The 7,676-nt window shown below is 37.9% G+C and carries 6 protein-coding genes and 1 pseudogene; all 7 read right to left on the bottom strand.

The genetic code is table 11. The features are described 5' to 3' along the window. Positions 1–340 precede the first annotated feature (340 nt). Positions 341–631 carry a CRISPR-associated endonuclease Cas2 gene (gene cas2 / locus B5D20_RS13055; protein WP_078666647.1) on the bottom strand — a complete coding sequence of 97 codons (291 nt, stop codon included), beginning with the start codon at positions 629–631 and terminating at the stop codon, positions 341–343. A gap of 14 nt (positions 632–645) precedes the next feature. After that, on the bottom strand, positions 646–1,677 hold the full coding sequence (cas1c, locus tag B5D20_RS13050; RefSeq protein WP_078666646.1) for a type I-C CRISPR-associated endonuclease Cas1c: 1,032 nt from the start codon (positions 1,675–1,677) through the stop codon (positions 646–648). A gap of 4 nt (positions 1,678–1,681) precedes the next feature. Beyond that, a pseudogene (gene cas4, locus B5D20_RS13045) lies at positions 1,682–2,343 on the bottom strand (CRISPR-associated protein Cas4). Next, on the bottom strand, positions 2,344–3,210 hold the full coding sequence (cas7c, locus tag B5D20_RS13040; RefSeq protein ID WP_078666645.1) for a type I-C CRISPR-associated protein Cas7/Csd2: 867 nt from the start codon (positions 3,208–3,210) through the stop codon (positions 2,344–2,346). Positions 3,211–3,213: 3 nt separating this feature from the next. Beyond that, a complete protein-coding gene (cas8c, locus tag B5D20_RS13035) occupies positions 3,214–4,998 on the bottom strand; it encodes a type I-C CRISPR-associated protein Cas8c/Csd1 (protein ID WP_078666644.1) in 1,785 nt (594 codons plus the stop codon). A gap of 3 nt (positions 4,999–5,001) precedes the next feature. Next, a complete protein-coding gene (gene cas5c / locus B5D20_RS13030; RefSeq protein WP_078666643.1) occupies positions 5,002–5,658 on the bottom strand; it encodes a type I-C CRISPR-associated protein Cas5c in 657 nt (218 codons plus the stop codon). An 18-nt stretch (positions 5,659–5,676) separates the two neighbouring features. After that, the coding region (gene cas3, locus B5D20_RS13025) for a CRISPR-associated helicase Cas3' (protein ID WP_143311879.1) at positions 5,677–7,676 on the bottom strand (2,000 nt) is incomplete at its 5' end.

Here is a 7,676-nt window from a genome sequence, read left to right as displayed (position 1 = left end):
GTGTTTCAATCCACGCACCCCTGCGGGGTGCGACGGTTATTACCGAATATAATAAAAGTGAAAACGGGTTTCAATCCACGCACCCCTGCGGGGTGCGACGCCTCCAGGATATTAGTTAGAACAGCTGCCGGGTGTTTCAATCCACGCACCCCTGCGGGGTGCGACTGTACATATTACAAAATAAGGTATTACAAGTATTATACTTACACTTTTCGCGAACCTATTGATTTGCTATAATTTAATTCCTTAAAATACAAAGTACTTTTCATAAATCTAACATTTCCTTTAAGGTGCGAAACCTCAGGAAAAACACGTTCACATGTGGTCCGCACTTTTACCGCTATAAAATTAGACTATCTTCAGGATCAAAACCATGTTTCACACCAACATGCTCGACTCTATTCCTCCAGTTCTTGCCCAAAAAATAGTATCTTAAACTATCCTGTTCAACATCTATTATTTTTTCAAGTTTATGTCTAAGTTGAGCAAACTGTGCTGGGTCAACTAAACACTCAAATACAGAGTTTTGTACTCTTTGTCCATAATCTGTACATTGTTTTGCAACACGCCTGAGCCTTTTTCTTCCTGCCTCCGTTGTTGTATTAACGTCATATGTTATTAGCACCATCATAAAATCAGCCCCTTTTATTTCCAGATGAAAGGTGGATAATCATCTAAGTCACCTCTCAAATACCTGGATAATAGCAATGCTTGAGCATATGGCAACAAACCAATTGGTATTTTTTCATTCAAAAATGGATGAGTTATTTCCTCCCTCTTCCTTTTTTGCCATGCTTCTAATATTGTTTTTCTGCCCTTTTCCTTAATAATCACTGCACCCGATTCCTTCCTGGTAAAGTCCATTTCTGTAATCTGTTTTCGGTTAATTAAACTTAATGCTAATCTATCTGCTAAATATGCTCTTAATTCTTCCATAAGGTCTAATGCAAGTCCTGGTCTTCCTGGCCTATCACGATGCAAAAAACCAACATAAGGATCTAGCCCAACAGTCTCTAAAGCAGACCTGGTTTCATTCACTAATAATGTATATAGAAAAGATAATAGAGAATTTAGGTTATCCAAGGGAGGCCTGCGATTGCGTTCATTCATAAAAAAATGTTCTTTTTGATGCAAAATCATTTGATTAAAAGATGAGAAATAGTGTTTTGCTATGTTACCTTCAATGCCCCTTATTTCCTCTAATGAAGTAACTTTATTTAAATTAATAATGCTCCTAGCCATTTCCCTGCAGATATTTTCAATATTTTCGACTCCATGTTTATTCCCATGGTCACTAATAAATCGTCTTAAAACTGTTTTGCTGTTAGCAATTTTGCCCATAATAAACCTTGAGGCAATCTTGCTACTGTCTTTAACGGAATCGGCCATTCTATATTGTTTTCTTCTTAGTAACACATTGCCTTTTACAGGTCCAGCAACTGATGCTAAGAATTTTCCGTGTTCATTCAAAAATGTTACAGATACTCCTTTTTCTGCACACATGCCTAATAGTGCCGGACTTGCCCCCATATAACCAAAAGTCACTATTCCTTCTAAATAATGAATAGGTGCACGAAATATTACTTTTTCTTGGACTTTAACAATAAGATTTTCACCTTCTTTGGCTAAAAAAGCTTCCGGTGTGGTTACATATAAAACATTCAGCATTTTTCTCATGATACTAATCTCCTGTTATTTCGTCTTCCATCTCCCTAATTAGTTCTGTTAAATAATTTAAAACAGTATTTCTCTTCCTACCAAGTTCCGGCACACAAAGTTCTACAAGTGAACAATTTTTGCATTTTATGTTTTTTATTGCAATGGGTGTTATTCCTTGTTCAAAAATCATATGCATTCTCTCTGCCAAATAAATTACTCTTTCTCTGAGTTTTTCATTAAAAACAACTCTGTGTCTGTGTCTAGTTTCACCATAAAATAAGTAACCATAATCCAATTGTATCCCATCATTTCCTCCAAACAAATAGCTTGAGCACATAACTGTACCTCATCTCTATCATCTTGTTTAGGCTTACCCCTCTTATATTCAACTATTCTAAAACTCGGGTAACTGGTTTGTTGATATTCAATAACATCAGCTACTCCATAAAGACCTAAGAACCTAGATACCAAGGGAACTGAACGCACTATTTTAATATTGGTTCTTGTCTCATTAAAGTATGGATCATCTACTCTTTCATGCAATTGTTTACCCTCAACGGTCCTCACGTTTTCCGCCCATTGCTTTTCAATGTGAATGAGGGCCCACTGCCTTTCGCAATAGGCAAAATGCTGAATACCGGATAAAGGCAGCAGGTCCTCATCGTCATAAAACTTAGTTTTCATTTATTTTTCTATCAGGTTAACTCCGGCAGGCAACGCCGAGTAGTCAATTATAACCTCGTAATCTTCAAATGAGCGGGCCGGGCGACCTGGATCTTTCCTAGATATCTTCACAAGATCAAACAGTTTGTGAGCAGGAGCATTTCCCAAAGCTGTTTCATGTTTAAAAATAATCAGTTTGCGAGAAGCCATCTTCCCTCTTGCCGCAGAACGGTCGTGGTCGAACATATTAATAAGTGCATCCCATAAAATCTCCAAATCATCTTCAGTAAAACCGGTCTTCTCAGCAAGGTGAGCAGATATATAACCTTCTACCCTGTAAAGTGCATAAGGAACAATATGTTTACGACCCATTTCCCGTTCTTTTTTCTCTGCATCTTTTTCTGAAGTTACGGCCATTCTAGTAATGGTTACTTCTTGTTGGACAATTGGATCTATACTTCTGGCGAAATTAAGCTGAACAGGTCCACGAACCTGTCCACAGTTTACTTCAGTTGTCATAACAGCCCCAAAAGCTCGAATATCGAAAAAATGATGGCACATAAATTTCGTGATTTTTCTAGCTTCCTCTACTTCCTTGGGAAGTTTTTTGGATTCAGGTTCTATTCCATAAAATTCATAAGCTTTTCTATGTTGAGCATTCAATACCGCTCCCTCTCTTACATAAATGTCATAACCTTCAATCCCATTCTTAACAATATCTACATAATTTCTGATTTTACGCTTTAAACATACATCCGTCACCAAACCAAGTCCTGTTTCAGCATCAATTCGAGGCATATTGCCAGCATCAGGATCACCATTAGGATTACCGTTTTCCACATCAAACAAAAGAACAAACTCATATCTGTTTTGTACAAAATCAGCCATACTTTATCCCTCTTTCTTTTCATTTTTTGTAAACAGCGCTTTGCGCTGGTGATAGTAACCAAGAACAAATAATCCCTGTTCTTCTAAGTTTAAATAGGCCGGGAAATTTGTTATGCTATTTATTACCTCTTCAATGCGTTCGTCCATTAATCTTCCATACTTAGCTTTTGCTATATGATGTTGGGCCAATCTGAGTAGAATTGGAAAGATAGAACCTGGAGTAGCAGAAGCCGCACCAAAATATCTGTCTTTTATTGTAGAATTTAAATCTGGATTAGCATCCTCCTGTACCTTTTCTAAAAGAGCGAACAATCTTCCCAATCTGTAAGCAACATTCGTGTTTTGCTCCTCTAAAGCCATAGAAATCTTCACCTCATTTCCTCGTTTATAATAACGTTGATTTCTAACCAGACAAGCTTTAATTATAGCCGCCCGTGTATAATTGACTTTTTGATCTGCTCTGATCCTTGAAATAATTAAATGGTATAAAGTCTGGGGATAGGGTATACCCGTTAGTATTGAACGTATTAACGCACCGCCTAAAAGGGGCGGAATCTTTTTATAGTCACCCAAAGGCGCAGTTTCTTTTAATATCATATCAATAGAAATATAATCCGGCTCATTTTCAAAGCTTTTTACAATCGCTAGGTCAATGTAATGTTGAGCGATTTTTTCTATAAATTTCCCATACTGGTCAACATGCCAGAACCTAACAGAAAGCCTGCTTGCATTAGGCGCAAGTCCTAAAATATAAAAATTAACTTGTGGGTCAATTCCATCTAACCCTATATTTACCGGTTCTCCAGCACGAATTCTTGAAAAAATATCATGCAGTAATTTTACTGTTTTTGGATCTATTGTTATTATATTTTGGTCATCCCCCTCTTTCTTTTTTGTATTATTTGCAGGAAAAAACAAAGCTCCCAGCAGATCTTCTTCCAAACCACCTGAACGTTCAGCCCAAAAAACTGTCGTTGTATCCCCAATGCGTACTCTATGTTTTTCATTGGTTAACAAATAGTTAAGTGCCGTCGTATAGCCAAATGCTACATTTTCACTTACGGGAGCATTATAACTCTGGCTTTTACCGTAAGATGTAAAAGCATCAAGATTAAAAGAAACTAAGGAAGCCCCACTTGATTGGGCCCCTGTTACACCTTTGATATTGGGGTGTAACCTGGCAATAGATGATTTTTTACCGGTAACTAGACATTGGCTAATTACCTCTGATGATTGTCTTGAACGATAACTATGCCAAGCTTCAATTATCGCTTTTCTTTCATGAATGTAGCCCTGAGCCCCTTCCAATCGGAATACTAAATTCCCCCCCTCTGAAATATCATCGATTACCTCAACTATTTTGGGATGTTTATCAGCATTGTCTATGTCCCATTGTCGTAAAAACCTTAAAATAGCAATTGCACCTTCATCATCGACTTCTCCAAGAATTTTTTCATGAAGGGCAGTAAATGCTTCAAATGCATCTCTAATTCTTTCTTTTTTATCATTTTTTTTTCGTTTTATTCCAAGCACGTACATGCAGTTATCACACATAAAATTGGCCGATATTCCTGAAGCACGTTTTATTTGCTCGGGTACATCCAGTTCACGTAAAACAAGTTTTTTCCCCTTGATTTCGCGTAAATCGACGATATCAAGCAACTCACCTGTATTAGAGATTATCAGTGCAAAAGAAACTTTCACCTTATTGAAACCAGGCCGACTTACACCGGAATCAGGGTCTTCAAGCAGTCTTTCATAATACTGATACAGCGAATTTATAATCACATACTATTCCCCCTCTTCTAGCCTTGGCACTTCGATTATGCCTTCCTTCATAACCGCTCTAAAAAACCTGGGAGTCATATTATCGGTGTAATCAATATCAAGAAGCATCCACCCAAGATCTTTTTCACCCTTGTGCAGAGAATGGGGAAGTGGCTCATCGTCTTCGATCAGCCGAAATTTGGCCGGGAATTCTCTGCAACCCAAATAAGGCTGATGATAGCATTGCCCTAATCTAGCACGTCGTAAGACAATATTATAATGTTTTTCTGGTGTGTCCTCGGATCCGGCTTTATCAGTCATCTCAAAATGGGCTTCAATGATATAAGCTACATCTCTAAGTAAAAGTGTGGCCCGCTGTTGTCTGTCATTCGCAGCATACTGACACAGTTCAATAACCTCCCCTTTCATGGCTTTTTTCACGTTCCCCGCCGGTATTTTGCTCCCTACCTCATTGCGGCGTAAATTATCAAAACGTATTTCATTTAATACATGGATTTTGTCCACTATCCAACGTATTGCCGGCTTCCAGTGAATCGCTTCTAAAATACCTCTTGCAGCAGATGGAGTTATAACATCATAACTGACTCTCTCGACTTTCATTTCCGGTCTGGTGAAACACGCATAATCCCCCCATACCAGTAACCTTATACCATATCCCATAATCATCCCTCTTTCATGTTAAATAATAAATATATCTCGAGTAAACATGCTTTCTGTACATGGCAAGAGACCTGTTTCCATACTATAGCTTGTTTCGCAAACTTCCTCACGCAAGATAAACAGCATACCTCCAACGTTTTCAATCAACCCTAATCGCTGCATCTCCTCGAGTTCTGACTGGTAGACATCTACGGTATATTTCTGTAATTGCCTAAAATATTTACCAGACAACCTGCTCCAGCGTGCCTTCTCTATTATTTTTTTACATTCATCATCCCACGGGATAATTATCCCGACTGTGTTTTCATCAATTAAATTAAATTTCTCAGCAATTCTGCGGAAAGAAAAATTCAGCATCCTCTCTTGTTCTTTTATTTCAGCCATTATTTTTTCCTTGTCCAGCTTCTCCCCCTCAATATCATAGAGTATGGCAAAATAGTCACTAACACTTTTCAGGTCAAGGGGATCTTCATTCCGTCTCAATATACTTTCCCCAATTGAAGCCGTTCTACTAAGCCAGCCAGCAGGCAGCCCGTGTTTTTCAGGTTTGAAAACAAATACCTTACCCTCTGACAGCAGTCCTTCCCTATTGCACCTGCCTGCTGACTGGGCAATTGAATCTATTCCAGTGTAACTTCTGTAAACCACAGGAAAATCTACATCCACACCCGCCTCAATCAATTGGGTGGAAACTACCCTACATATCTCACCACTTCTCAAACGTTCTTTTATGGTTTTAAGAATTTTTGAACGGTGAGCTGGACACATGCGAGTACTCAAGTGGTACGCCCAGTTTCCACTAATTTTTTCATAGAGAATCCTGGCATGTTTTTTTGAGTTCACTATGCATAAAACTTGTTCATGTCTCAATAGTTCTCTCGCCAGTTCGTCGTCAGTTATCTCCCCTATATCTTTAACTTGAACCCTTTTAAAAGCTTTATATAATTCTTCAGGTTTATCCATAATCTCCAGCGGCTTTATCTCAGGAGGCAATAATTTATTTATTGCTGGCTGAGTAGCAGTGCATAACACTACAGATGTATTATAATTAGTAACCAATTCTACTAGCGCATATATACATGGATACAAAAAACCAGTAGGTATCATTTGCGCCTCATCTATTATCACTACACTATTGGCAATATTATGCAATTTGCGACAGCGAGAGCTTTTTGCAGCAAATAATGATTCAAAAAACTGGACATTGGTTGTTACTACAATAGGCATATCCCAATTTTCTGCAGCTAATCTCATTTTTTCAGCTAATCTAAAATCATACTCTGTTTCATCTTCCATTGACTCTTTGCTAGAATAAGTAAAATTACTATGATGTTCTAGAACTTTTTCTTCACCAAATATTTCCCTGAAAATAGCTGCATTCTGCTCAATGATACTTGTATAAGGTATAACATATATAATCCTTTTCATTCCGTGAGTAACCGCATGTTTAAGGGCAAAAGCCATTGAGGAAAGAGTTTTTCCTCCCCCTGTCGGTACCGTAAGAGTAAAAAAACCTGGATTCAAAACTGCCTTTTCCCTACAAGTTGCCAAAATCTCCGCTCTAGTCCTATTTATCCGTGTATCAGGAACGTTAGCACACTTTTTTTTCAAGAAGGTATCCAAAGTAGAAATCATATCTTCTAATGAGACTTTATTTTCTCGCAAAGAAGATTTTTCATTGTTTAATGCCTGTTCTGTATCCAGAAAATCCGCATCTACAAGGGCTGAATACAGAAATCTGATAAGAAATTGTACACTAAATCCTTGTCCAACAGGTGCTAGTTTCATTTGAAAAGATATTTCTTCAGGTTTTGGCAACTCAATTTCTTTTTTATATGCACTATAATCTGGCAAATCTTTTTTATTTAACCTTCCTTCCAAAGAAGATTCATCCACATAGCTTCCCCAATCAGGAAGTCCACAATGATGTCCTGCAATTCCATAAGCTAATATCTTGCCAAGAACACCATAATGCTCGATTACCTCTAACGCTCCAGCTGTAGAGTGGTCAACTTTGC

The sequence above is a fragment of the Carboxydocella sporoproducens DSM 16521 genome, from assembly GCF_900167165.1.
Lineage (GTDB): Bacteria > Bacillota.
The sequence above is the reverse complement of the archived record's forward strand: the minus strand, read 5'-3'. Positions and strand labels throughout refer to the sequence as shown.

Excerpts from the sequence above, each read along its gene's own strand:
- cas7c (WP_078666645.1), bottom strand. The coding sequence starts at position 3,210 with ATGGCTGATTTTGTACAAAACAGATATGAGTTTGTTCTTTTGTTTGAT.
- cas5c (WP_078666643.1), bottom strand. The coding sequence starts at position 5,658 with ATGGGATATGGTATAAGGTTACTGGTATGGGGGGATTATGCGTGTTTC.
- cas2 (WP_078666647.1), bottom strand. The coding sequence starts at position 631 with ATGATGGTGCTAATAACATATGACGTTAATACAACAACGGAGGCAGGA.
- cas1c (WP_078666646.1), bottom strand. The coding sequence starts at position 1,677 with ATGAGAAAAATGCTGAATGTTTTATATGTAACCACACCGGAAGCTTTT.